General features: G+C 40.9%; 24 protein-coding genes. 18 read left to right on the top strand and 6 right to left on the bottom strand.

Features of this window, described 5'->3' with window-relative positions:
• Nucleotides 1-24 precede the first annotated feature (24 nt).
• From BMY21_RS10855 to BMY21_RS10835, 5 genes are all read left to right on the top strand, one after another.
• The gene (locus BMY21_RS10855) at nucleotides 25-945 is read left to right on the top strand and encodes a fructosamine kinase family protein (protein WP_074644053.1); all 921 of its coding nucleotides are present in this window, start codon (nucleotides 25-27) and stop codon (nucleotides 943-945) included.
• Nucleotides 946-970: 25 nt separating this feature from the next.
• Nucleotides 971-1513, top strand: a complete 543-nt coding sequence (locus tag BMY21_RS10850; RefSeq protein ID WP_256210396.1) for a DNA-deoxyinosine glycosylase — start codon at nucleotides 971-973, stop codon at nucleotides 1511-1513.
• Entirely contained in the window at nucleotides 1488-1844 is a 357-nt protein-coding gene (locus tag BMY21_RS10845) for an arsenate reductase family protein (protein ID WP_074644048.1), read from the top strand. Before BMY21_RS10850 ends, BMY21_RS10845 begins: the two co-directional genes overlap by 26 nt.
• Nucleotides 1845-1865: 21 nt before the next feature.
• Nucleotides 1866-2210: an MGMT family protein gene (locus BMY21_RS10840; protein ID WP_074644046.1), complete on the top strand. Its 345-nt coding sequence runs from the start codon at nucleotides 1866-1868 to the stop codon at nucleotides 2208-2210.
• Nucleotides 2211-2300: 90 nt separating this feature from the next.
• The gene (locus tag BMY21_RS10835; RefSeq protein WP_074644044.1) at nucleotides 2301-2861 is read left to right on the top strand and encodes a helix-turn-helix domain-containing protein; all 561 of its coding nucleotides are present in this window, start codon (nucleotides 2301-2303) and stop codon (nucleotides 2859-2861) included.
• Here BMY21_RS10835 and BMY21_RS10830 read toward each other — a convergent pair.
• Entirely contained in the window at nucleotides 2840-3742 is a 903-nt protein-coding gene (locus tag BMY21_RS10830; RefSeq protein ID WP_074644043.1) for an SMP-30/gluconolactonase/LRE family protein, read from the bottom strand. The genes BMY21_RS10835 and BMY21_RS10830 overlap by 22 nt on opposite strands.
• 65 nt (nucleotides 3743-3807) lie before the next feature.
• Here BMY21_RS10830 and BMY21_RS10825 point away from each other — a divergent pair, with 65 nt between their 5' ends.
• The 4 genes from BMY21_RS10825 to BMY21_RS10810 all read left to right on the top strand — a co-directional run bounded on the left by BMY21_RS10825 (nucleotide 3808) and on the right by BMY21_RS10810 (nucleotide 9851).
• Complete coding sequence (locus tag BMY21_RS10825) at nucleotides 3808-5142, top strand: DUF763 domain-containing protein (RefSeq protein WP_074644040.1); 1335 nt, start codon at nucleotides 3808-3810, stop codon at nucleotides 5140-5142.
• Between the two features lie 204 nt (nucleotides 5143-5346).
• The gene (locus tag BMY21_RS10820; protein ID WP_074644039.1) at nucleotides 5347-6516 is read left to right on the top strand and encodes a PP2C family protein-serine/threonine phosphatase; all 1170 of its coding nucleotides are present in this window, start codon (nucleotides 5347-5349) and stop codon (nucleotides 6514-6516) included.
• Between the two features lie 3 nt (nucleotides 6517-6519).
• Nucleotides 6520-8940, top strand: coding sequence for an ATP-dependent RNA helicase (locus tag BMY21_RS10815; RefSeq protein ID WP_074644036.1), 2421 nt, complete (start codon nucleotides 6520-6522; stop codon nucleotides 8938-8940).
• Nucleotides 8941-9017: 77 nt separating this feature from the next.
• Nucleotides 9018-9851, top strand: coding sequence for a YdcF family protein (locus BMY21_RS10810; RefSeq protein WP_074644035.1), 834 nt, complete (start codon nucleotides 9018-9020; stop codon nucleotides 9849-9851).
• A gap of 3 nt (nucleotides 9852-9854) precedes the next feature.
• Here BMY21_RS10810 and proC read toward each other — a convergent pair whose 3' ends face one another.
• The 4 genes from proC to BMY21_RS10790 all read right to left on the bottom strand — a co-directional run bounded on the left by proC (nucleotide 9855) and on the right by BMY21_RS10790 (nucleotide 13479).
• Nucleotides 9855-10643, bottom strand: coding sequence for a pyrroline-5-carboxylate reductase (proC, locus tag BMY21_RS10805; RefSeq protein ID WP_074644032.1), 789 nt, complete (start codon nucleotides 10641-10643; stop codon nucleotides 9855-9857).
• Nucleotides 10644-10732: 89 nt separating this feature from the next.
• Nucleotides 10733-11533, bottom strand: coding sequence for a glutamate 5-kinase (proB, locus tag BMY21_RS10800; RefSeq protein WP_074644029.1), 801 nt, complete (start codon nucleotides 11531-11533; stop codon nucleotides 10733-10735).
• Nucleotides 11534-11647: 114 nt separating this feature from the next.
• Nucleotides 11648-12895 (bottom strand): glutamate-5-semialdehyde dehydrogenase, encoded by a 1248-nt coding sequence (locus BMY21_RS10795; RefSeq protein ID WP_074644028.1) that lies wholly within the window; start codon nucleotides 12893-12895, stop codon nucleotides 11648-11650.
• Nucleotides 12896-12957: 62 nt separating this feature from the next.
• Nucleotides 12958-13479 (bottom strand): hypothetical protein, encoded by a 522-nt coding sequence (locus BMY21_RS10790; protein ID WP_074644025.1) that lies wholly within the window; start codon nucleotides 13477-13479, stop codon nucleotides 12958-12960.
• A 179-nt stretch (nucleotides 13480-13658) separates the two neighbouring features.
• On the opposite strand from BMY21_RS10790, the gene panB reads away from it, so the two are divergent.
• The 8 genes from panB to BMY21_RS10750 all read left to right on the top strand — a co-directional run bounded on the left by panB (nucleotide 13659) and on the right by BMY21_RS10750 (nucleotide 22017).
• Nucleotides 13659-14453, top strand: coding sequence for a 3-methyl-2-oxobutanoate hydroxymethyltransferase (gene panB / locus BMY21_RS10785; protein ID WP_074644023.1), 795 nt, complete (start codon nucleotides 13659-13661; stop codon nucleotides 14451-14453).
• Nucleotides 14450-15217 (top strand): pantoate--beta-alanine ligase, encoded by a 768-nt coding sequence (panC, locus tag BMY21_RS10780; protein ID WP_074644021.1) that lies wholly within the window; start codon nucleotides 14450-14452, stop codon nucleotides 15215-15217. Before panB ends, panC begins: the two co-directional genes overlap by 4 nt.
• Nucleotides 15204-15752 carry a flavoprotein gene (locus BMY21_RS10775; protein ID WP_074644018.1) on the top strand — a complete coding sequence of 183 codons (549 nt, stop codon included), beginning with the start codon at nucleotides 15204-15206 and terminating at the stop codon, nucleotides 15750-15752. The genes panC and BMY21_RS10775 overlap by 14 nt, the downstream gene beginning before the upstream one ends.
• Nucleotides 15749-16447, top strand: a complete 699-nt coding sequence (locus BMY21_RS10770; RefSeq protein ID WP_074644016.1) for a phosphopantothenoylcysteine decarboxylase domain-containing protein — start codon at nucleotides 15749-15751, stop codon at nucleotides 16445-16447. The genes BMY21_RS10775 and BMY21_RS10770 overlap by 4 nt, the downstream gene beginning before the upstream one ends.
• On the top strand, nucleotides 16444-17211 hold the full coding sequence (locus tag BMY21_RS10765) for a type III pantothenate kinase (protein WP_074644014.1): 768 nt from the start codon (nucleotides 16444-16446) through the stop codon (nucleotides 17209-17211). Before BMY21_RS10770 ends, BMY21_RS10765 begins: the two co-directional genes overlap by 4 nt.
• Before the next feature lie 9 nt (nucleotides 17212-17220).
• Entirely contained in the window at nucleotides 17221-17571 is a 351-nt protein-coding gene (gene panD, locus BMY21_RS10760; RefSeq protein WP_074644011.1) for an aspartate 1-decarboxylase, read from the top strand.
• Nucleotides 17572-17640: 69 nt separating this feature from the next.
• Nucleotides 17641-20625 (top strand): HD domain-containing phosphohydrolase, encoded by a 2985-nt coding sequence (locus BMY21_RS10755; RefSeq protein ID WP_177177750.1) that lies wholly within the window; start codon nucleotides 17641-17643, stop codon nucleotides 20623-20625.
• Between the two features lie 9 nt (nucleotides 20626-20634).
• Nucleotides 20635-22017 carry an MATE family efflux transporter gene (locus BMY21_RS10750; protein WP_256210391.1) on the top strand — a complete coding sequence of 461 codons (1383 nt, stop codon included), beginning with the start codon at nucleotides 20635-20637 and terminating at the stop codon, nucleotides 22015-22017.
• On the opposite strand, the gene BMY21_RS10745 is transcribed toward BMY21_RS10750, so the two are convergent.
• Entirely contained in the window at nucleotides 22014-22556 is a 543-nt protein-coding gene (locus BMY21_RS10745; protein ID WP_074644005.1) for a nucleoside/nucleotide kinase family protein, read from the bottom strand. The two genes, BMY21_RS10750 and BMY21_RS10745, sit on opposite strands and share 4 nt — an antisense overlap.
• Before the next feature lie 192 nt (nucleotides 22557-22748).
• Between BMY21_RS10745 and BMY21_RS10740 the strand changes: the two genes are divergently transcribed.
• Nucleotides 22749-23231 carry a hypothetical protein gene (locus tag BMY21_RS10740; protein WP_074644002.1) on the top strand — a complete coding sequence of 161 codons (483 nt, stop codon included), beginning with the start codon at nucleotides 22749-22751 and terminating at the stop codon, nucleotides 23229-23231.
• Nucleotides 23232-23239 lie beyond the last annotated feature (8 nt).

Genomic DNA, 23239 nt, shown 5'->3' with positions numbered 1-23239 from the left:
CGATTTTATGTCTATCATGGGTTTATGAATATTACACTTCCACCAAATTATAATTCTCTTGCTGGGGCACTTGTTGCACTTTTTGGTAATTCAGTTGCTATTGCAGAAACAGACAGACTTTCCGGAGGCGACATAAATAAGGCCTATGGTCTTACTCTTACAAACGGAAAGCATATTTTTATGAAGGCAAACGCAAAACAGAATGCGCCCTTTTTTACAGCAGAGGCGGCAGGACTTACTGCAATCGAAAAAACTGGTGCAATTGGTACTCCAGAAATTTTATGTACAGGAACTGATGATGGTGAAGATGTAGGCTATAGTTTTCTTTTACTGAAGTATATAAAAAGCGGAAAGCAGCAGAAGAATTACTGGCAGGAGCTGGCACAGAATCTTGCGAAAATGCATAAAGCAGATACTTCCATTTATTTTGAGGGTAACGGTAAGTTCGGATTTTTCCAGGATAATTATATAGGTGCACGGCCACAGTGTAATACACCTTGTGACAGCTGGATTTCTTTCTTCCGTGATAACAGACTTGCTCCACAGTTTAAGGCAGCGGATTCTTATTTTGAGACTAACGACCGTAAGTTAGTTACTAAACTGTTGGATCATCTGGAGGAATTTTTAGTTGAACCAGAAAAGCCAAGTCTGCTTCATGGAGATCTCTGGAGTGGTAATGTAATGTGTGGTCCAGAGGGAAAAGCAATGCTGATTGACCCTGCCACTTACGTAGGACACGCGGAAGCAGATTTAGCAATGACAGAACTCTTTGGCGGTTTCCCACCGGAGTTCTACGAAGCATATCGTGAAGCAAATCCTCTGCAGCCAGGGTATGAAAACCGCCGTGACCTTTACAATCTCTATCAGCTTTTGAATCATCTGAATCTTTTTGGTCCGACTTATCTTGGACCTGTTTTGAGCATTGTTGCAGAATATGTCGGATAAAAAAGAAAACGTCAGAGAAACAATTTTGCATGAAATAGAACCGGTATGGAATGAAGAAAGCCGAGTTCTTATCCTTGGGACAATGCCGTCTCCTGCAAGCCGCAATGCCGGATTTTTCTACATGCATCCGCAGAACAGATTCTGGAAGGTGGTGCCAGAAATTTTTGACGAGGCACTGAAACTCCCGAATAATGCGCCCGACCGACTTGCGGCAATCGCAGAACGACGAGAGTTTTTACTTCGCCACAATCTTGCTCTTTGGGATGTGCTTGCTTCCTGTGATATTCAAGGCGCTGCAGATTCCAGCATAAAAAATGCAAAGCCAAATGATTTTACTGAATTATTTGAAAAATCAAAAATCCGCCATGTCTTTTGTACAGGAAAAACTTCTTTTAATTTGTGGAAAAAATTTTGCGCAGCACAATATGAAGAGCGCTTTGGTTTGACCTGCGAATGTCTTCCGAGTACAAGTCCTGCTAATGCCGCGTGGAGCATGGAAAGGCTTGTGGCGGAGTATAAGAAAATATGTTATCATTCCAGATATGATTCAGATATTCGGAACAAATAAATCTTTTGATACAAAGGCGGCTCAGCGATTTTTTAAGGAACGCCGCATCGACTTTCAGTTTGTAGATCTTAAAGAAAAGGAAATGTCTCCCGGTGAGTTCGACTCAGTAGTTTCTGCACTCGCAAGAGAAACGGGGTCACGAGCAGATGCAATTGATTTACTGATTGATAACAAGGCTAAAGATTACGCCAGTATTGCTTATCTGGACGACAGTGAGAAAGAATCAAAGTTGTTTGAAAATCAGGTAAAGTTGATGAAGCAGCCGGTTTGTCGTAATGGAAAAACTGCAGCCACTGTCGGTCTTCAGCAGAAGGTTTGGGAAAACTGGTAATCATAATTTATTAAAAAAGTCATGTCTGATTTGAAAGAAAAAATCTATGCAGCGGTTAGATTGATTCCACGCGGAAAAGTTGCATCCTATTCTCAGGTTGCAGCTCTTGCAGGAAACTGTAATCTTCGCCGCTATGTTGGAAACGCCCTTCACGAAAATCCAAGTAATCAGATAACTCCTTGTCATCGGGTGGTTAATGCAAAAGGTTTTTGTTCAGGCAGTTTTTCTTTTGGTGGGCCAGATGCTCAGCGGGAAAAACTCGAAGCCGAAGGCATTACCTTTGTAGATGGCCACGTCGATATGGAAAAACACAATATTACTGAAGAAGATTTTGAAGTAATAAAAGCTGAACTTGATAATAATTAAGGAAATGTTAGGTTTCTTTGCGGAAATTCCTAAGATATTTTGTAGACTGTAACTGAAGATGCGGATATTTTATAATCTGTGAGGTGAATTATGTTAGGTGCAAAAATTTATGAATGCCGTAAAAAAAATGGTATGTCACAGGAAATGCTCGCAGAAAAGCTGAATGTAGCACGTCAGACAGTTTCAAACTGGGAGACAGGAGAAACTTCGCCAAATCCTGAACAGCTGAAAATGCTTTCAAATATTTTCAATATCAGTGTGGATGAACTTCTTGATAACAAGTCTTTTGTGAATGTTTCCTCAAATAGCAGCAGAGCACGGGAAATCGGCTTTGAGTATAAAAGCAAACGGATGTTTAATGGCGTTCCAATGATTCATATAAATCTTGGAGGAATTGTTCCCCGAAGGGCCAAAGGAATTATTGCCATTGGTGATATTGCAGTTGGTGTGATTGCAATGGGCGGAATCAGTGCTGGTGTAGTTTCAGTTGGAGGAGTAAGTGCAGGCCTTGTCTCTCTTGGAGGACTTGCAGCAGGCTTGATTGTTGCCCTTGGCGGTGTTGCTGTAGCACCGATTGCTCTTGGTGGCCTCGCTATAGGAGTGATTGCCTGTGGCGGTGCAGCCTTAGGTTATATTACCAATTTAAAGTAATCACAGCCGCAACCTTTAACATCAACTTTGCAGGTAAATAAACAGCCGTCATGTTCACCTGTCTGTTCATTTCCTGAAGTAGTGATAAAGAGAGTATCGAGATTGTCGCCGATAAAACAGCAGGATGTAACGTTCTTTGCATCTACATTTATTACTGCTAAAAGAGAGCCGTCTTTTGTGCTGCGTTGTTCTATACGGCTGCCACCCCAGAAGGCTACCCAGAGATTGTCATCAGCATCGATACACATTCCATCTGTAAGACCTTTGTTTTCTTCTGGAGTAAACAATACTTTTCTATTTGAGATTTCTCCAGTTTCTAAATTGTAATCGTATGAAAAAACGGCATATTGCAGTGTATCGGAAAAATAAAATTTTTTTCGATCAGCACTCCAGGCCATTCCATTTGAGATTTTTGTATTTGGCTGGAGACAGGTGATTTCGTTGTCTTTTAGAGTATCAAGACAGAAAAGGTTTCCGCTTGCTTCGTGTATATTGTCATCTACAGATGAACCTAAAAAAAGTCGTCCGGCCGGATCTGCTTTGGCGTCATTGGAACGCTGGTATGATTCATAATAATCTTTCAGATTTTTGATAAGCTTTGGAGCTGGAGTTTCAGAGGCAGAATCATTTGATTTTGTTTCCTGAAGATAAAGACCGTCAGTTCCGGCAATAAGATAACAGCTTTCTTTGACAGTTGGAACGGCTGAACCAATTGCCTGATTAAAACAGAAGGTTTTACGAACTCCATCTGGTCCTAGAGTAAAAAACTTTTTGTCCATAATGTCGACCCAGGAAATTGTTTTTGTACGTGAATCGTAAAATGGGGATTCTCCGAGTTTATATTTTTCCTGAGAAAAAAACTGAGCAGTGTAAGTTTTCATATTACCTCCTGGTGGCCGTTGGCGGTCCTTTATTGTTCATGATATAATAAAACCGGGTTTGGAAAATGGGTGGAATAAGAAACAGCGGACATGCAGATTTACCTCTTCATACTGGAACAGTGCCGAGATGGCTTGCTGACCGTATGATGGTTTTAGGAACTCTTATAACAGAATCCCTTGTTGAAAACTTTGGTCCTGAAGAAGTTCTTGTTCGTCTAAGTGATCCATTATGGTTTCAGTCGTTTGGTGCTGTAATGGGAATGGACTGGCATAGTTCTGGAATTACAACAAGTGTAATGTATGCATTGAAGCGTGGACTTAATCCGAGAGCTAAAGAGCTTGGTATCTATGTTTGTGGTGGCCGTGGAAAATATTCTCGAATGACTCCTGATGAACTCTTAGGAATTGCAGATGCAGAAGGGCTTGATGGAGATGCGCTGATCCGCAACAGTAAACTTGTAGCTAAAGTGGACAATAATGCGGTGCAGGATGGATTTCAGCTTTATCAGCATAATTTTGTTTTAACTCGAAGTGGAAGCTGGGCTGTTGTTCAGCAGGGGATGAATACTGCAGAAAAAAAGGCTAGAAGATATCACTGGTGTTCAACTAACTTACGTTCGTTTGTTGAAGAACCGCATAGTGGAGTAGTTGGAGATAATAAAGGAAAAATCTTAAACCTTACAGATTCTCAGGCTGATAAAGCCCGCAGTTCTATTCTTGAGATGAGCCGTGAAGAGCCGGAGCGAATGATAAATGAAATTCTTCAGATAGAAAAACCGGCCAGTGAAATAATACTATTACAGGATGGGGGCGTTACGGGGGTGTCCCCCGTTAGAAGGGGTAGCACGCAACGAAGTGCGGGCGAGGGGGAGACTTCCCCCTTATCCATGCCAGAACAACTGGAGTTATTCCCGGAATTAGCTAACGAACGTTCGATAGTTATGCCTAATCACCATGAAGTCAGGAAACAGGATGTGGATCTTAAGAGATTGGGTGGAGTACTTGCTACGGCTTATAATTCTCAGCCAAAAGATTTTGAGGAACTGCTGCTGACGCCTGGACTTGGTCCGAGAACTCTGCAGTCTCTTGCGCTGGTGAGCGAAGTGATTTATGGAACTCCGAGCCGCTTTACAGATCCTGCTCGTTTTAGTTTTGCGCATGGCGGTAAGGATGGACATCCGTTCCCGGTACCGCTGAAGATTTATGATGAGTCAATTCGTATTCTGCGGGATAGCATAGAAAAATCGAAGCTGGGATATAAAGATAAATCTGATTGTATCCGTCGTCTTCATACGGTTGCTTTGAATGTCGAACAGAACTGTGCACCGGATGTTGATTTTGATGCTGCTATTCGATTCGAACGTGAACATTCAAAAGAGTGGGACGGTAGAACTGTTTAAAATATGGAAAATAAAATATTTTAAAAAATTTGAAAAACAATATATAATGATAAAATGGACTTTAAACAAAAACGGGGAAAAGGTTTGAATGGTCTCACATCCTCTTATCAGAGGGCGCGACTCGTTTCTATTTTTGTTTGCATATGTTCACTAGTATACCACTCGGCTATTTGTATTTTTTTCTATGCAATAGACTTAAAACCGATGTTCTATTACAACTTCGTCAGTATTACAATTTTCACCCTGATTTTAATTTTTGTTCCACGACTTAAGTCTTTTGTATTTGTTTATAATATTGGTTTGCTGGAAGTAATTGTACATCAGATTATGGCGGATTATTATCTTGGTTCATACAGCAGTTTCCATTCGTTTATTCTTCTGATGGGTCTTTTACCATTCCTTATTTTTGAGAATAAAAAAAGATATGCATTGCCGATTACTGCTTTAAGTTCGTTGCTTTATATTTATTTCTCATGTCGAAATATTGAGGCTCATGCGCAGGTAACGGCTGGAACTTTATTTGGCATCAGATGTATGAATATTACAATTACGGTTTTTATTATTCTTTTTGTAGTTTTAATTTATACCCGGGTTGTTTATAGAATTGAATATTATTTGAAAAATCACAGCGATTCTCTTGAAAATGAAATTAAGATGGCTGCGATAATTCAGCAGAATTTTTTCAGACAGGAAATTGAGAATATTAAAAAATATGAGGTAGGATATTTCAGCCGTCCGATGGTTGGAGTTTCTGGTGACCTTTACGATTTTTATAAGACTGGCGAGAAGCTTGATGGACTTGGAGTTTTTGATGTTTCAGGTCATGGTATTTCTTCTGGTCTTGTGACTATGCTTGTTAAAAATATTATCCATCAGGAATTTTACAATCAGCCGGATGTTGAACTCTGGGAAATTGTTAATAAAATAAATGACCGCGTTATAGAAGAAAAGGGCGAAATTCAAAATTATCTTACTGGTATTCTTGTTCGCCTTTATGAAAATAAATTTGAACTTGTTGATGCTGGACATCCGGCTCCAATTCTGTATAAAAAGAAAACTGGTGAGTGCAGCTTTGTTCAGCTGGGTGAAAAGGCTGTCGGTGTTATAGGTATTGCAGGTTTTCCAGTTTATTATGAATCGCTCTATTATGATTTTGAAGATGGTGATGAGTTGATTCTTTTTTCTGATGGTGTTATTGATATTAAAAATGAAAAAGATGAATACTTTGGTAAGGAACGTCTGCTGGAAGCTGCTAAACTAAATATCGAAAAATCTGCAGCTGAGCAGGTTAGCTTTATTGCTAACAGCATTTATTCATTCTGCGGAACTCGTGAGCAGAATGATGACCTTACTATCATTGTATTGAAAAAATAAAAAATGCCTGAAAATTTTAATTTATCTCAATTTCCTATCACTCCTTATCTCGAGCAGATTTGTAATGCATTGAAAGATTCTCCTTCGCGTTTTTTGATTTTAACTGCAGAAACGGCGGCTGGAAAATCCACTGTGCTTCCGCTTGCTTTGCTGGAACATTTTTCTGGAAAGATTTTGATGACGGAGCCTCGACGAATTGCGGTTTTGGGTGTGTCGAACAGACTTGGAGAACTGGCGGAATCGGGTTCTCTGGGGCAGACAGATTGTGGAAATCCGATTGGTTATAAAATTCATCTTGAAAGTAAGATTACCCGTGATACAAGGCTGGAGGTTGTGACTGAGGCTATTCTTGTCCGCCAGTTACAGAGCGATCCTGCTTTGGAAGATTACAATGTTGTTGTTTTGGATGAGTTTCACGAAAGATCGGTGAATACGGATCTTTCGCTTGCTTTTTTGAAAGAAGCGATGCAGCTGCGGGACGATCTTTTTGTTGTGATTATGTCGGCAACAATTGATACTAAGCGTTTACAGAATTATCTTGGGACGGTTGGTGAAGTTCCAGTCTTTTCTGTTCCTGGAAGACAGTTCCCGGTAAAGGTTTTGTATGAGCCGGAGAAGTCTGTGGTTGCGGCTGTGAAAGATGTGCTGAGATCTGACGTAATGGGTAATATTCTTGTTTTCCTGCCGGGAATTGCTGATATCCGTAAGGCACAGGAAGCACTTCTTGAAACTGGTGATTTTGATGCTGATAGCGATACAGAACTTTGTGTACTTCATTCGAGTGTTTCTCTTGAAGAGCAGAAGCGGGTTATAAAACCACCTTATGATGGTGAGGATGCAAAGCGACGTGTCATTTTGTCTTCTGCTATTGCGGAAACTTCGCTTACGGTTCCCGGCGTCACAACAGTTATTGATTCTGGGCTTGCCCGCATAAACCGCATGGATTTGAATACCGGTATGGAAAAGCTTTCTACAGAAGTTGAAAGTGAATTTTCAGCTGAGCAGCGGAAAGGTCGTGCCGGTCGTATTTGTGAAGGAACCTGTATCCGTCTTTGGGATGAGCATGACCCTCGTGTAAAAGAATTGGCTCCGGAAATCTTAAGGACAGATCTTGTTCCGGTTGTTCTTGAATGCAGCGAGCGTGGCGTTTACAGTGTTGAAGGAATTGACTGGCTGGACAGTCCTTCGAAAGCAGCGTGGAAAACAAGCAGTACTCTTTTACGGCAGCTTGGTTTGATTCGTGATGATGGTCACCTTACAGAAAAGGGAAGGACTGCGCTGACTCTTGGTGTGCATCCGCGGCTTGGCAGTATTGCGCTTGAGGCTTTTGATAATGGTACTGGCCGGTTGAGCGAAGAAGGACGAGAGCTTTTACTGAAGTTCAGTAATTATTCGGGCTCGTCTCGGGAATTGCAGAATCGGTTTATTGCTGACATGGAACGCCGTTTAAAGGCTTGTAATTACGTAGTTGAAGATAAATCTGATTTTTTGATTTTGAGCGGATATCCGGATCGTCTTGCAATGCGGACAAGTGCTCCTGGTGTTGAGCCTGCTGAATATAAGTTTGCGGGAGGACGTCAGGCAAGACTTTATAAGTCAAATGCTCCTGTGTGGCTTGTTGCGCCTGAGGTTATGGCTAAAAACGCTGATGCTGTAATTTTTGATTTTGCTGAATTGCCTGAGGCCAAAATCGGAGAGTTTCTTGAGAAAAACTGTGAAATTCGCGAAATCTGCTCATTTGCTCATGGAACTTTGCAGAAATTTGAACAGAAATGTTATGGGGAAATAGTGCTTTCTTCTAAGAAAGTGCCTACTCATCCCGAAGATTTTGCTGAAGCCTGGGTTACCGAAATTACAGAAAAAGGTTTTGATTCTGTACCAAAAGATGCGAGGGTTGAAAGCCTTTTGCTTCGTGCAGAGTTTATTGAGCAGCAGAAGGATGAGGGAATCGATAAGGAGGCATGCGGCCTGGAAAACTCGTTATACAGCCGTCTTTCTGAAAATGTCCGCGAATGGCTCATTCCATTTTTAAGCGGGTCTAATACACTTACTCCTCAAATTGTTTATGATGCCCTTTACTGGTATCTTAATGGTTCAGAAATTGATCGCGAGGCTCCAGAACAGCTTGTTCTTGAAAACGGGCGTCGTGTTAAAGTAAAATACGAAAAACAGGCAGAAATCCGTCCGATTATTGAAATCATAATCCAGCGAATTTTCGGCTGTTTTACAACACCACAAATCTGCGGGAAAAAAGTTCTGTTGCGTCTATTGTCGCCGGCCAGTCGTCCGCTTCAGGTTACTGAAGATCTTGAGCACTTCTGGACAGGAGCATGGGTTGAGATCTGTAAGGAAATGAAGGGCCGCTATCCGAAGCATAACTGGGATTTGCCTAAAATCGAAGAACCGTTAAAAAGCAAGCCGTAAGGGTTGCTTTAGGTTCATCGAAAGAACGGCACAGAGGCAAGCTATGCTTGCCGATATAAATCTGAAAAGGAATAAAAATGAACATTACACTCATCATTCTAGGGCTAATCAGCATATCTTATGATTTCATCATTACCTTTATGAATCCCGGCACTTTCTGGGATATCGTGGTTTCCTTCACTCACATCTGGACAGCCCTTGGTGCTTATCTGATTTTTCTTGGAATATACAGAATCAAAACCGGACACTCGTTCTGGAGTATCTGGAAGAAGTGGATTAAAATAACGTTCATCAGTCTGGCAGGAGTCGGTGGCATTATTGCAATCATCAATCTGATTTTCATTTTGAATCCGGCAATTGTTTCAGTAAATGAAACTGCAGAGAATGTGATTCTTCTAGGTGGGGGAATTGATAAGGACGGAAATCTGCCAAAGCCTGTTATGGATCGTGTGAAACTGGCGGCAGAGTATCTGAATCAGCATCCGGAAACTGTCTGTGTTGTTACCGGCGGAACCTTAAAATGGCTGCCGTATGCTGAGGCTCCGGAGCTTAAAAATCAGCTTGTAAATAAAGGTGTTGCGCCTGAGCGGATTTTAGTTGAAGATCAGGCTAAAGATACAATTCAGAATTTTCAGTTTAGTTGTAAAATGCTTTCAGAATATAGAGGTGTAAGTATTCAGGAAATTCTGGATATGCCGACTGCGGTTGTAACAAGCAGCTATCATTTGCGTCGCAGCGAACGCCTTGCCCGAAGAATGGGCTTTAGTAATATTAAAGGGATTGGTTCTGCCTGCCCGGTAATTTACGTTCCTCACAGCTACGTACGCGAAATTTGTGCGTACGTAAAACTGAATCTTCGTATTCTGCTGACAGGCGAGCCGAAAAGATTGTCGGGTCAAACCCGACAATGAAATTTATTTGCCGAGGGCAATTGAACGATTGCATGCAGCAGTAACTGCTTCAATTACTGCATTGCGGAAGTTATTTTTTTCGAGGGCTGCAACACCTTCGATTGTAGTTCCGGCAGGTGAACAAACCATGTCTTTAAGAACTGCAGGATGCTTTCCGCTTTCCAGAACCATTCCAGCTGAACCGTAAACAGTCTGTGCAGCGTAAGTATAAGCCTGAGCACGTGGCATTCCACAGCGAACAGCAGCATCAGCCAGAGCTTCAATAAACATAAATACAAAAGCCGGACCAGAACCGCTAACAGCAGTTACACAGTCCATCAGTTTTTCAGGAACAACTTCTACTTTTCCAGCTGAGCTCAAAATCTCAATGGCAGTTTTTGCCTCAACATCAGAAATATTATCTTTATAAGTAACGGCGGTCATTGCTTCGCCAATCTGTGCACAAACATTCGGCATCATGCGGATAAAGCGAGCCTTAGGTGCCCAGTTCTCGAGCTTTTCGATTTTCACACCGGCAGCCATAGAAATCACAACAGTCTTGTTAGAAATTTTTCCGGCAATCTCAGCAAAAACATCGCCAAGGAACTGCGGCTTCACAGCAAGAAAAACATAATCGCAGTCGAGCACATCAGTGTTATTCTCAACAAAAACAGCCCCAGTCTCAGCCGCAAAAGCCTTGCCCATCTCAACATTTTTATCAGTAACCTTAATCTGGCTCACATCATATTTTTTGCAGACAGCGCGCATAATCGCTCCGCCCATCGCACCAGTTCCAATACATCCGATTTTCATTTTTTCCTCCTGAGTAAGGCCGCCTGGGCGGCCTTTGATAGATTGAAAAGCGTTAAAAAAATTGCGAAAGCAATTTTTAGCTTATCCTCTTATAATTCTGTTTTGAATACTGTTCCTTTAGCGTTTTCTTCTAAAAGTCCGGTGAGAGCCTTTTCCTTTCCGCCATTAGCCAGCAGCATCTCAATTCCATACTCAGTAACCTTCTCTGCAGCCTGAATCTTTGTTTCCATGCCGCCGGTTCCGAAAGCGTTTGTATCACCAATTTTGATTGATTTACGAAGCTCTGGAATGTTATCAACACTCTCGATGAGCTTTGCATCTGGGTTTGTCTTTGGATTATCCGAATAAACACCATCGATGTCGCTGAACAAAATCAAAAGGTCGGCAGACCACAGAATTGCTGTGAGAGCACTCAGGTTATCGTTATCGCCGATCTTAATTTCATCAAAACTTACGCTGTCGTTTTCGTTGATGATGGGTACAACACCTTCGTCTACAAGTGTGAAAAGTGTGTTGCGGATATTGAGACTGCGGTGCTCGTTTTTAAAATCATCTTTTGTGAGAAGGAGCTGGCCTATGTGAAGGTCTTGCTTCTGGAAGGCTTTGCGCCACTGGTGCATAAGCTCTACCTGACCAATTGCACAGAGGGCCTGGCGGTAGTGAACATCCTTTTTGCGGGCCCATTCCTTTGTTGTGGAAACGCCGGCAACCTGAGCTCCCGACGAAACCAGAATAATCTGTTTTCCCTGTTTGATAAGTTCAGCACACTGCTCGGCAAACTCTGCCATGAACTCAGTGTTCTGAGTTCCGTCGGCTTTTGCCAGGGTGTTGCTGCCGATTTTTATAACTATTTTGCGTGCCTTTTTGAGGCTTTCATTTATTTTTCCCATGTAACTTACTCCTTATTAAAGGTTATAGGTATTAGGTTTTAGGTTGGCGAGCAACGAAGTGCGAGACAGGGGAAGGCTTTCCCCTCCTGACACCTAAAACCTATAACCTGGCACCTACCTTATCTGTCCTTCACCATCTATAAGATACTTGGTGGTTGTTAATACTTTAATTCCCATTGGGCCGCGGGCGTGCAGCTTCTGGGTGCTGATTCCGAGTTCTGCGCCAAAACCGAACTCACCGCCGTCTGTAAAGCGTGTACTTGCATTTACATAAACACAGCTTGCGTCAATCATTGCCTGGAAGAGTCTTGTATTTGCACGGCTCTCGGAAATAATGCTTTCACTGTGCTTTGTGTTGTGTGAATTGATGTAGCTGATGGCTTCTTCAATTGAATCTACAACCTTTACACAGCATTCATAATCGAGATATTCGTTGCCGAAATCAGCATCTGTTGCTGGAACAGCATTTTTCAGGTGCTGGATAGCTCTTTCGTCTGCATGCATTTTTACGCGGCCTGCGAAAATAGCCTCGAGTTTTGGTAAGAACTCAGCTGCAACCTTGTTGTGTACGACAACGCACTCAATTGCATTGCAAACGCTTGGACGCTGAATTTTAGCGTTCTCAGCGATTTTTGCAGCCATATCTAAATCAGCATATTCATCAACATAAAGATGACAAACGCCGCTTCCAGTTTCAATAACCGGAACTTTGGCATTACGAACAACGTTTTCTATCAGTTTTTTACCGCCGCGTGGCAGACATACATCAATCATACCAACAGCGTTCAAAATTTCATCAACATCACTATGGTCGTGCTCGCGAACTTCAACCAGTTCAATTGCTTCTGGAACGCCACCAGCCACTCCGGCCAGCGCTTCACGAATCACTCTTACAATCTCTTTATTTGAATTATAAGCAGAAGATGAACCGCGAAGCAGAATAGCGTTTCCGCTCTTATAAGCAAGACTGAAGGCGTCTACAGTAACGTTCGGACGGCTTTCGTAAATAATTGCCACAACTCCGAGCGGTACACGAACCTGACGGATAGACATTCCATTGGGAGTTTTCCAACCTGCAACTTCTTCGCCAACGGGGTCTGTCTGACTAATTACAATGCGAAGACTGTCAATTATGCCGTCTATTCTCTTGTCGTTGAGCATAAGACGGTCAATGATTGACTCAGAAATACCGGCATTACGTGCATTTTTTACATCTTCATCGTTTGCAGCAATGATAGATGCACGATTTTTGTCCAGACCTTCAGCAACAGCAGCCAGTGCAGCATTTTTCTCGCTGGCATTCTGAAGGGCAAGTTTCTGGCTTGCAGCACGCAAAGAATCAGTTGTGGTTTTCAGGTTCATATGGACTCCTTAAAAAAAAAGACCGGAACTCACTCAAGCTCCGGTCTGCTAAAATCTAAAAACTAGTAATTTGCAAGGAAATACATTCCGAGCAGCATAGCTAACCGGCATTTTTCTTCTGACCATTCAGTTTTGGGAGGAAGGTTTGAAATGTACCACCAGAAAATTCCGAATTCAGGATCAATGCGGAGAGTATATTCTGCAAAATCAGGAGTATCCGGTTTCTGTCCGAACATCAGGAAAACTGCCTGATTTATCAGCTGCAAAAAGAGAACGTAATTGTCTTTCCATGAATTATTGCTCATAAAAACATCAAGCTGGTAGAGCAGCTGATCCTTTAAAGCAATATCCGATTTTTCAACCCAGGTTTTCTGTACAAGAAGGGTTAAATTGTTTTTGAAACTCGATACTAACTTTTCAGCAGCATCCTCTTTCATTTTTGAAAAACCCTTTCCTGAACCAAACGCTACGGCAATAGTATCGGCAGACGATTCGTATCCTTTTTCCTTGTTCAGGAAGTGAGAAAGCGAATCAATAGTTTTTGAGTCTAAAAATTCTGTAAGTATGTCGGCCTGTTTAGTCATACTGTAGATATTAAAGATTTATTCAGAGTTGGTCAAGGAAAAGGAAGCCTGGGACTGATGTTGTAATTATTTTTTTGATTCGTTATATTTACCGCAACTACATCGACTTTCGTTGAAAGCGGTGATAGCGTTTTGACATTACAAAAAACTTTGGACTTGACCAAAAAGGCAGGTACTGAATGAAACTCTCACCCGCAGACTTTCCAAAACGGAAAGCCGAGCATTCAATTATTTCTATGGTGACATGCTATGACTACACAATGGCATGTCTGGTAAATCAAACAAATATCGACTGTGTTCTCGTTGGCGACAGCCTTGCAAATGTAATGCACGGCGAAGAGAATACGATTCCCGCCACGGTGGATCTTATGGCTTTGCATACTCGTGCGGTGCATAGAGGGCTCCAGGACAAGTTTCTGGTGGCTGATATGCCGTTTCTGAGCACCAGGCTCGGTCTATATCGCGGAACAAAAGCGGCCGGGAAACTCATCGCGGCCGGGGCCGATTCGGTGAAAATCGAAGGGGCGGACGGAAATCTTGAGCTTATCTCTCATCTTGTAGAATCTGGAATTCCTGTAATGGGCCATTTAGGGCTAACTCCGCAGTTTTTCCATGCGATGGGCGGCTATAAGGTACAGGGACGCACGGAGGAAGCAAAATCCAAACTCATTAAAGATGCAGTTGCCATGGAGAAGGCGGGCTGTTTTGCGATTGTCGCTGAATGTGTGCCTTCGGACGTTGCAACTGCTATGAGCCGGGCTGTGTCGGTGCCGGTTATCGGGATTGGCGGCGGGTCTGCAGTGGACGGGCAGGTGCTCGTGCTTCACGACCTTCTGGGCTTATCATCTTTCAAACCAAAATTTGTACGTCATTTTATGAATGGAGCTGATTTAGTAAAAAATGCTCTGAACGAATATGACGAGTGCTGCAAAAATCACACATTCCCAGCTGCCGAGGAGACTTTTACAAAATGAAAATCATAAATACACCAGCCGAATGGCTCGAAATAGAAAAATCAATTAACCGAAAAGAAAAACATCAGAGTATTGGACTTGTTCCGACAATGGGCGCCCTTCACAAAGGTCATCTTTCCCTTGTTGAACGAGCAATTAAAGAAAATGATATCAGCGTTGTAAGCATTTTTCTGAATCCTGTTCAGTTTAATAATCAAAATGATTTGAAAACTTATCCGAAAACCTGGGAAGAGGACTGTGCACTTTTGGAAAAGACCGGAGTCGATTATCTTTTTGCTCCGACTTACGACATTATGTACCCGGATGATTACCACTATAAGCTTTCTGAAGATTCTTTCAGCAAAACTTTGTGTGGTGCAAGCCGCCCGGGCCATTTTGATGGAGTTCTCACAGTTGTTATGAAGCTTTTCCAGATTTTCCTTCCGGAAAAGGCTTATTTTGGTGAAAAAGATTTCCAGCAGTACAAGCTTTTGGATGGAATGGCAAAGGCTTTTTTCCTTCGTACAGAAGTTATTCCATGTCCTATTGTCCGCGAAGAAAACGGGCTTGCTTTCAGTTCAAGAAACAAGCGTCTTTCACCGGCTGGGCTCGCAAAGGCACCGTGCCTTCATAAGGCTCTTGCAAGTGGAAAAAGTGTTGATGAGATTAAGGCCCAGCTGGAAGCAGATGGCTTTATGATTGATTATGTAACGGAAGTTGGAAACCGCCTTTACGCTGCCGCATCCATTGAAGATGTAAGACTTATAGACAATGTTGAAAGATAAAAAGATTTTGCTTCACGTTACCGGCTCAATTGCCTGCTATAAGGCCTGCGAGCTTGCAAATCTTCTTGTAAAGGAAGGGGCAGAAGTTCAGATTTCGCTTTCGGATGGAGCTCTGAAATTTCTTCAGCCGGCAGTTTTTGAAGGCCTTACTCATAAAAAAGCTTTGACTCAGAATATGTTTGCCTGTGAGCCGGATTGTATTCCTCATATTACGCTCGCTCAGAAATGGGCGGATCTGATTATGATTTATCCGGCAAGTGCAAACTGTATTTCGCGGCTTGCCTGTGGTTTAAGTGATGATTTGTTTGGCGCAGTATTTTTAGCAAATAATTTTGATAAGCCTGTTTTACTTGCTCCTGCAATGAATTCTAATATGTTTGCGCATCCAGCAGTTCAGGAAAATCTGAAAAAACTTGAAAGCTGGGGCACAAAGATTCTTCCGACGGATGAAGGCCGGTTAGCCTGCGGCAGTGTAGGAAAGGGAAAATTGATTTCCCCAGAAACTGCTGTAGAATTTATAAAGGAATCGGTATGAGAGTTTTGATTACAGGCGGGGGCTGCAGGGAATATATCGATAGTGTAAGGGTTGTTACCAATTCTTCTTCAGGTAAAACCTCTGCGGAACTTGCCGGCTTTTTTGCTCAAAATGGCAATGAAGTTACGCTGATTACCGCAGAAAATGCAATAAAACCTGCAGATTCTGCGGTAAAATGCGTTTTTTTTACGACAGGACAGGAACTTTCTCAGGCTATTCAGAGTGAGCTTTGTACACGTTCTTATGATGCTGTAATTCATGCAGCGGCTGTAAGTGACTATATTCCGTCTGAAATTATTACAGGTGGAAAAACAATCAAAGCTGGAAAACAGGTTTCAAAGCTTCAGTCTGATGAAGAGCTCACGGTTATTTTCCGAAAGGCTCCAAAACTAGCAGATTCGCTTCGTTACTGGGCGGCAGAAGGTGGAAATCCCAACGCTAAAATCGTGTGCTTCAAACTTACCAGCGGGGCCGCCCCCTCAGATCGTGCCCGCGCAGCCGCAAAACTTTTTGCGCACAGCAATGCAGACTTTATCGTGGCGAACGACCTCTCGGAAATCACCAGCGACCTCCATCCATTTAATATCCTCACTTCAGACGGCAAAATCCACGCAGCGGGCACCACAAACCTTCAGATGGCCCAGGAACTCCTGTCGCTCCTAAAAACCGCCGAGCCGGAGGAGGCCGAAAAATGACACTTACTCTGGATGCTGGAAACACAAGACTATCGTGCGGACTCTTTAATGAAGATAAGCTTGTTCATACTTTCTGTCGTGAAAACGGTGGCGGATGTACGGAAGAGGCTCTTGCAGATTTCTTTCTTTCAGAAATAAAGCGAGCAGGCCTCGCACTAACTGAGATCTCAGAAATCTCCGTCTGTTCCGTAGTTCCATCCATGAACTCAACAATTATAAATGCCTGTAAAAAAGCCTTTGAAAAAGAAGTCCTGTTCCTGCAGTCAAACTGTAAAACCGGTCTAAAGATTTCTTACAAAAATCCGGAAAAACTAGGAACAGACCGCATAGCCGCTGGCATCGGAGCAACAGCACTGGAGCCAGACAAAAATCTTATTGTCGTAGATATGGGAACTGCTACAACAGTAGATGTTATCACAAAAGAAAAAGAGTTTTGCGGAGGTGCAATTCTTCCAGGTATGAATCTGATTGTAAAATCACTCGTTTCTGGAACAGCACAGTTACCGGAAGTACAAATTACTCAGCCGGAAAAACTTCCCGGAACTTCGACAACACAATGCATTCAGGCCGGAGTTTACTACGGAGCTCTCGGTGGTATAAAAGAACTGATTCAGCAATTTACCAGAGAAATCTTTAATGGCCAGAAGCCTTTTGTAATTGCCACAGGTGGACTTTCATATCTTTTTGAAAACGAAGGTCTTTTTGACAGGATTGAAAAAAATCTTGTTCTTGAAGGGCTGAATCAGATAATCAAAAATAAATAGGAGATAAATATGAATATAGAAGTATTAAAATCAAAATTACACAGAGCAACAGTAACTCAGACAATCCTTGATTATGAAGGTTCAATTTCTATAGATACCGAACTTGTAAAAGCAGCAGGAATGCATATCTGGGAAAAGGTTGAAATCTTTAATATCAATAATGGAGCAAGACTTTCTACCTATATTATTCCGGGGAAAAAAGGCGAGTTCTGTCTTAATGGAGCTGCAGCCCGCCTTGCGCAACCGGGAGACAAAATTATTGTGGTGACTTATACATCAATAGATGAAAAAGATGCAGACTCCTGGAAACCTGAAATCGTTTTATTAAATGAAGATAATACAATTAAAGAGAAAAGATGAAAAATTCAAAATTTATTCTGGGAATAAAAAATTCGTAAAAATGCATAAATGGATGTAAAATATTATAATATGGTGAAGAGAAGAATTTTATTAACTATTTATGCATTATTTATAAGCAGTTATATTTTTTCCCAACCTCAAAACAATAATACAGATGATTCATTCTTTAAAGAATTTGTAAGTCGTAACTGGAATGCCGAATCTGGACTTACAGGAAATACAATTACTGACATCATGCAGGACGACGATGGTTACATGTATTTTGGAACCTATAGTGGATTGATGCGTTTTGATGGTGTTGATTTTATTTCTTTGAACCGCCTTTATGACGAGCGCTATGATTTCTTAAGTGCACGAACAGTATTTCAGGATTCAAGAAATCATCTTTGGGTTGGTTCAAATGATGAAGGCGTAACCTGTATAAAGCATACCGGCGAAATCCTGAAATATACAGCAAAAGACGGGCTTCCAAATAATTCCATTCGTGCAATTTGCGAAGATAAGAATAATTTTATGTGGATTGGAACTGCATCTGGAATTATCTGCGTAAACAGACAGTATATTCTTGAGAAACTTGTCGGTTTTGATAAATTACCTAATGGAAATCATTTCACTGTAAATCAATTATATTGTGATACTGCCGGACGAATGTGGATTATTACCAGAACAGAAGAACTCTATTGTTATACAGGCGGTAAAATTCAAGAAATCCATATGATTAAATCTATAGAAAATCCTGTTGTAACAACTGTAGCGCAGGACTCTACCGGGGCGTTCTGGTTTGGAGTAGCTCCTCATTATGTTGTAAAAGTAGTTGATGGTAAAGAAACTGTTTATGATGTTGGATACGGAAAACAAAGAGGAACTGCTGTTACAAGAATCTTTCAGGATTCTGATAAAAACATGTGGTTTGCGCTCGACAACGGAATTACAGTCTTGCATGATGGAGTTTTTTCTTATGCAGATACGAGTAATTTCCTTGTAGATGATAATATAAATCAAATTATGGAAGACCACGAAAAAAATATCTGGCTTGCACTGGATCGTGGTGGAATTCAAAAACTTAGCAGGGGAAAATTTCAGACAACAAATATTTCCTCTACAGTAAATGCTATTGCACAGGATTCTTTCCGTAATGTAATCTGGATGGCCTGCGATAATGGTTTGTATTGTTATAAAAATAATAAGTTTATAGAAAATGATCTTACCAGGTTATTTATGAATATAAGGATCCGTCATGTTGGAGTTACAAGTGACGGATCAATTCTTTTAAACTGTTATGAAAAATATAATCAGATAAAAATACATCTTGATGGAACAATTGAATACTGGAATAAAGACGATGGACTTGCTGGCAATAAATCAAGAGTTTCAATTCAAACGAAAAACGGTGACATTTATACAGGAACAATAACAGGTCTTTCAATTATAGATCATAAAACTGGAGAAATAAAAAACATATATAAAGATAATTTTCTGTACAACGATTTTATTATGTGTCTTTACGAAGACGATGAGGGTATGGTTTGGTTTGGTACAGATGGTGGTGGTGTTTATATAATTAATCCTCAGACAAAGGAGATTACAAAAAGACTTACAAAGGATGATGGTCTTGTAGGAAATATTGTTTTCAAAATTTCTTCTGTGCGTGAAGATGAAATCTGGATTTGTACCGGTTCTGGTTTAAGCATAATTTCTAAAACAACAGGAAAGATTACAAACTTTGACCTTTCAAATGGATTTGGATCAGACGGAGTTTTTCAGGTTCTTTTAGATTATACACATAGAGTCTGGGGTACAAGTAATCAGGGTATTTTTAATGTAAAACTTTCCGATCTTGATGAAGTAATTCATGGAGAACGCAAAACAGTTCATCTGACATTCTTCAGTAAACTTGATGGAATTCATTCTGGAGGAGTAACTTCAACTTCTGTTTCCATGCAGGATGATAAGGGACGACTCTGGTTTACCTTGATAGATGGATTTACAATGCTGGATCCTTTACGAAATGCTTCAAATAATTATGCACCGACAGTAAAAATTCAGAGTGTAACAGCAGATAACGAAAAACTTGAAATTACTTCGGATTTGCGACGAAGCAGGTTTACGGTTAATGTTGCACCAAAAATAAAACGTCTGAATATTAAATATACTGGAATAAGTTTTGTTTCATCTGAGCATGTTCAATTTAAGACTAAACTCGAAGGTTTTGAAAAAGATTATTCAGAATGGACGAAAGAAAGAACAGCGTCGTTCACTAACCTTAAACCAGGAAATTATATCTTCCATGTAATTGCAAAAAATCCAGATGGAATCCAAAGCACAAACGAAGCTACTTTATATATAATAAGAAAAGCTCATTTGTGGCAGCAAACCTGGTTTAAAATAGTAATGTCAATTCTGATTGTTGGAATTACTTTCCTTGTTGTTGTTTTGCGCTTTAGAGCTTACAGTAAACGCCAGGAAGAAATTGAAAAGTTGTCTATTGAAGTTACCAGTGCACTTGCACAGACAATAGATGCTAAGGATAAATACACAAAAGGTCATTCAAATCGAGTTGCAAAATATTCACGGATGCTGGCTGCTGCTCTTGGAGAAAAAGAAAAAACTCAGGAGAGAATTTATTATGCAGCCCTGTTGCATGATATCGGTAAGATTGGTATACCAAATGCTATAATCAATAAGCCTGGTAAACTTACAGACGAGGAATATGAAATCATAAAAACACATCCTGTAATTGGAAGTGATATTTTGAAGTCTATTTCTTCTATGCCTGAAATCTCAATTGGAGCCAGAAGTCATCATGAACGTTTTGATGGAAAGGGTTATCCTGATGGGCTGGCAGGAGAAGAAATTCCTTGGATTGCGCGAATTATAGGGGTAGCAGATGCTTACGATGCTATGACTTCAAACCGAAGTTACCGTGATTATCTGCCACAGCAGCGTGTAAAAGAAGAAATCTTAAAATATCGTGGTATTCAGTTTGATCCAAAGGTTGCTGATGCGATGATAAAGATTATGCAGGCGGATATTGATTATGTAATGCATGAATAGGAGTACTTTTTGAAACCACAGAATCTTACAGCAGAAGAACAGTACAACAAGATGGTTAATACGCCGGTGTCGCGGTTAATTACAAGTCTTGCAGTGCCAACGGTAATTTCAATGCTGGTAACGGCCATTTACAATATGGCAGACACTTTTTTTGTGTCACATATAAATACCCAGGCGAGTGCAGCAGTTGGAATTGTTTTTCCAATTATGTCGATTATTCAGGCAGTAGGATTCACACTTGGTATGGGTTCGGGAAGTCTTGTTTCTATCAGACTGGGTCAGAAGCGGAATGAAGAAGCAAGCATAATTGCATCTACGGCATTGTTCACAGCCCTTGGAGTTGGTGCTCTTATTACAATATTCGGAAATCTTTTTGCGCCGCAGGTTTTAAGTCTTGTTGGTGCATCTGAATCTGTTTTACCTTATGCTCAGCAGTATGGCCGCTTTATTTTCTGGGGTGCACCTCTTATGTGTGCCTCATTTGTCCTGAATAATGTTCTGCGTTCTGAGGGCAAGGCTTTCTTTTCTATGATTGCTTTGACCAGCGGTGGATTGATAAATATTGCCTTGGATCCGCTTTTTATTTACGGCTTTGGAATGGGAATAAGCGGTGCGGCAGTTGCAACAATCGTTAGTCAGACAATTTCATTTGTGATACTTTTGAGCTGGTTCTTGCGTGGAAAAGCTGTATGCCATATGAGTATTAAGCTTTTCAGGGGTACTGTGGATGTGCTCGGAAAAACTGTTGCTACGGGTGTTCCATCTCTTGCACGTCAGGGACTTGCGAGTGTTGCGACAATTTTACTGAATACTACAGCCGGCGCTTACGGCGATTCTGCAGTAGCGGCTATGTCCATTACTACAAAAATCGTGATGTTTGTTGCCGCAATTATGATTGGAATTGGTCAGGGCTTTAGTCCGGTAAGTGGTTACAATTATGGAGCCAAACGTTATGACCGTGTAAAAAAAGCTTATAGATTCCTTGTTGGAAGCGGCTTTGCAATTATGGCCTGCTTTGCTATTGTGATTTTCATTTTTGCAAATCAGATTATGCACGGCTTTATTAAGGATGAAGCAGCAGTTGCGGTTGGTGTTGTTGCACTTAGATGGCAGATTGCGTTCATCCCATTTCATCCACTGATTGTAGGAACCAACATGTTGATGCAGTCTACAAGACATATAAAGGCAGCAACATTCCTTTCTATGAACCGCCAGGGAGTATACTTTATTCCAGCTATTTTGATTTTACCTCGGCTGTTCGGTTTACGTGGTGTAGAAACCAGTCAGGCTGCTGCAGATATTTTGAGCGCGTTTACTGCAATTCCATATCTGATTCATATGTTCAGAAAACTGGATAGACTGGCTAAAGAGAACGAAGTGGCGCGCAGTTAAAGACCTGCTGCTTTTATAATTCTATCGGCAAAGGCGTCGGCATCGTATGTGGTGCCGGCGGTAATTTCCAGATTCGGGATATCGTATTTTTCGCAGTCGGCTTTAAATTCCTTGCTGCACATAATAAGCCGTTCGAGATCCGGGTCGTCACAAAGACGTTTTTCTATAACACTTGCCTTTCCAACCACTTTATCAAAATTAGCGCGCAGATATTCTTCGTCCATTGTAATAAAAGTACAGTAGATTTTCGAAAGATATTCAGGTGAAAAAGCCAGTTTCCATTCACCGGGAATATAACAGCCTTCAACAATCATATTCTGATCATTTTCAATTGCGGTCTTAATCATCTCAGCCACAAACGGCCATAAAAAATATCGCATCTTGTAATCGTCTTCAACAGTGAGGTTTGTGCGTCCGCTGCGAATATAGCCCATCTTCAGATGGTCCAGACTAATATAAGGGAAGTGCGTTCGTTCCAAAAGCTTCTGCGCAATCAGAGTTTTGCCAACATGACTTGAGCCGCCAATCAGAATAATCATTTTGTCACCTCGAATAGAGTTTAACATAAATGCAAAAGACAGTCTTCAAATTTATCTATAAAAGAAGCACCCAAAAACAAGGAAGACAGCGGTTTGATAACTAGACTTATTCAATAGCCAGTATTATATTAAATTTATAGTCAAAACAGGAAAGATTTCCAGGTTTTGCAATATTTAAAAAAAGGAGACTTTATGTTTCATTTAGTGGGAAAGTGGAGTATTACACCTAAAGATGGGGTTGCCGAAAAATTTGATGTAAACCATAACAAAAAGTGGAATATCTTTTTTGGTATTCTTGAGTTCAGCAATGCGTATATGCTGATTAAAATGATTATAAATCTCTTTAAGAGTTTTTCTAAAGGTGCTGAAACAAATCCAAATATACCTCTTTTATTCAAGGTATTGCCATATTTAGAGTTGATTCTTATTATCAGTATTTTTGTTACCGGCATTCTTTATTTTTGTAATAAATTGATTGCTTATAAGATTTACTTTGTACAATTCTTTTTCCGTTTGTTATTTTTTATTCCATCATTCGGACTTCTTTTGAAGCTCAGAGTTTTTATTTCAAATTCTGTATTTATAAATGTCATGAACGTAGTTTGTGTAATTTTAGAAGTCTGCAGATTCGTAGTAACGATTTTTATTGTTCATGAAAGCCGCCGGTATGTATGATTTTGTGG

Origin of the sequence: Treponema bryantii, assembly GCF_900111035.1 — a bacterium.
Taxonomy (GTDB): domain Bacteria; phylum Spirochaetota; class Spirochaetia; order Treponematales; family Treponemataceae; genus Treponema_D; species Treponema_D bryantii_C.
Note: the sequence above shows the minus strand (reverse complement) of the source record. Positions and strands in the feature narration are given on the sequence as shown.

Bases quoted from the DNA above. Each gene is read 5' to 3' on its own strand.
- BMY21_RS10855 (WP_074644053.1), top strand. From the start codon at position 25: ATGAATATTACACTTCCACCAAATTATAATTCTCTTGCTGGGGCACTT.
- BMY21_RS10845 (WP_074644048.1), top strand. From the start codon at position 1,488: ATGATTCAGATATTCGGAACAAATAAATCTTTTGATACAAAGGCGGCT.
- BMY21_RS10840 (WP_074644046.1), top strand. From the start codon at position 1,866: ATGTCTGATTTGAAAGAAAAAATCTATGCAGCGGTTAGATTGATTCCA.
- BMY21_RS10835 (WP_074644044.1), top strand. From the start codon at position 2,301: ATGTTAGGTGCAAAAATTTATGAATGCCGTAAAAAAAATGGTATGTCA.
- BMY21_RS10830 (WP_074644043.1), bottom strand. From the start codon at position 3,742: ATGAAAACTTACACTGCTCAGTTTTTTTCTCAGGAAAAATATAAACTC.
- BMY21_RS10825 (WP_074644040.1), top strand. From the start codon at position 3,808: ATGGGTGGAATAAGAAACAGCGGACATGCAGATTTACCTCTTCATACT.
- BMY21_RS10820 (WP_074644039.1), top strand. From the start codon at position 5,347: ATGTTCTATTACAACTTCGTCAGTATTACAATTTTCACCCTGATTTTA.
- BMY21_RS10815 (WP_074644036.1), top strand. From the start codon at position 6,520: ATGCCTGAAAATTTTAATTTATCTCAATTTCCTATCACTCCTTATCTC.
- BMY21_RS10810 (WP_074644035.1), top strand. From the start codon at position 9,018: ATGAACATTACACTCATCATTCTAGGGCTAATCAGCATATCTTATGAT.
- proC (WP_074644032.1), bottom strand. From the start codon at position 10,643: ATGAAAATCGGATGTATTGGAACTGGTGCGATGGGCGGAGCGATTATG.
- proB (WP_074644029.1), bottom strand. From the start codon at position 11,533: ATGGGAAAAATAAATGAAAGCCTCAAAAAGGCACGCAAAATAGTTATA.
- BMY21_RS10795 (WP_074644028.1), bottom strand. From the start codon at position 12,895: ATGAACCTGAAAACCACAACTGATTCTTTGCGTGCTGCAAGCCAGAAA.
- BMY21_RS10790 (WP_074644025.1), bottom strand. From the start codon at position 13,479: ATGACTAAACAGGCCGACATACTTACAGAATTTTTAGACTCAAAAACT.
- panB (WP_074644023.1), top strand. From the start codon at position 13,659: ATGAAACTCTCACCCGCAGACTTTCCAAAACGGAAAGCCGAGCATTCA.
- panC (WP_074644021.1), top strand. From the start codon at position 14,450: ATGAAAATCATAAATACACCAGCCGAATGGCTCGAAATAGAAAAATCA.
- BMY21_RS10775 (WP_074644018.1), top strand. From the start codon at position 15,204: ATGTTGAAAGATAAAAAGATTTTGCTTCACGTTACCGGCTCAATTGCC.
- BMY21_RS10770 (WP_074644016.1), top strand. From the start codon at position 15,749: ATGAGAGTTTTGATTACAGGCGGGGGCTGCAGGGAATATATCGATAGT.
- BMY21_RS10765 (WP_074644014.1), top strand. From the start codon at position 16,444: ATGACACTTACTCTGGATGCTGGAAACACAAGACTATCGTGCGGACTC.
- panD (WP_074644011.1), top strand. From the start codon at position 17,221: ATGAATATAGAAGTATTAAAATCAAAATTACACAGAGCAACAGTAACT.
- BMY21_RS10755 (WP_177177750.1), top strand. From the start codon at position 17,641: ATGGTGAAGAGAAGAATTTTATTAACTATTTATGCATTATTTATAAGC.
- BMY21_RS10745 (WP_074644005.1), bottom strand. From the start codon at position 22,556: ATGATTATTCTGATTGGCGGCTCAAGTCATGTTGGCAAAACTCTGATT.
- BMY21_RS10740 (WP_074644002.1), top strand. From the start codon at position 22,749: ATGTTTCATTTAGTGGGAAAGTGGAGTATTACACCTAAAGATGGGGTT.